Origin of the sequence: Nguyenibacter vanlangensis, from assembly GCF_013376155.1 — a bacterium.
GTDB classification, from domain to species: domain Bacteria; phylum Pseudomonadota; class Alphaproteobacteria; order Acetobacterales; family Acetobacteraceae; genus Gluconacetobacter; species Gluconacetobacter vanlangensis.
Genome location: NZ_JABXXP010001213.1, coordinates 1 through 581 on the forward strand (window position 1 = coordinate 1; position 581 = coordinate 581).

The 581-nt window shown below is 71.6% G+C and carries 2 protein-coding genes; both read right to left on the reverse strand.

The features are described from left to right. Positions 1-365: phosphoribosyl-AMP cyclohydrolase (gene hisI / locus HUK84_RS22180; RefSeq protein ID WP_176642039.1), on the reverse strand; the 365-nt coding region annotated here is incomplete at its 3' end. Positions 366-463: 98 nt separating this feature from the next. Continuing rightward, a complete protein-coding gene (locus HUK84_RS23880; RefSeq protein ID WP_456306693.1) occupies positions 464-568 on the reverse strand; it encodes a hypothetical protein in 105 nt (34 codons plus the stop codon). Positions 569-581: the final 13 nt, after the last annotated feature.

Sequence of the window (581 nt, forward strand, 5' to 3'; positions counted from 1 at the left end):
CGCATGGCGTTGAAGAAACAGCTCCGCCGCCCGGTATGGCAGGCCACCCCGGTCTGCTCGACCAGCAGCAGCACCGCGTCGCGGTCGCAATCCAGCCGGGCCTCCACCAGGCGCTGCACCTGGCCGGACGTCTCGCCCTTGCGCCACAGCGCCGCGCGGCTGCGCGAATAATAGCAGACCTGCCCGGTCCGCAGCGTCTCGTCCAGCGCCTCGCGGGTCATCCAGGCCAGCATCAGCACCTCGCCGGTATCATGCTGCTGCGCCACGGCGGCGATCAGCCCGTCGGCGTCGAAACGCACGCCGTCCAGCATCCGCGCCCGGTCCGCGTCGTCGATCACGGGGGCAGGCGAGGGAAGGGTCGTCATGGGCGAAACTCCTGATACCGGGCGATTGCCGACGCACGGGCGGTTGCCGGACGCAACAGACAGGACCCGCCCGCCCTTGTCCAGCCGGAACCCGGCCGCTATTGCCCCTCCGGCAGGCTCAGCCATGGCGGCAGGTGCGCACGCACCGCATGGCCGTCGGCCTCCAGCACCGCGTCGCGATGCTCCAGCCGCAGCATCGCCAGGCCGAGCCCGTCG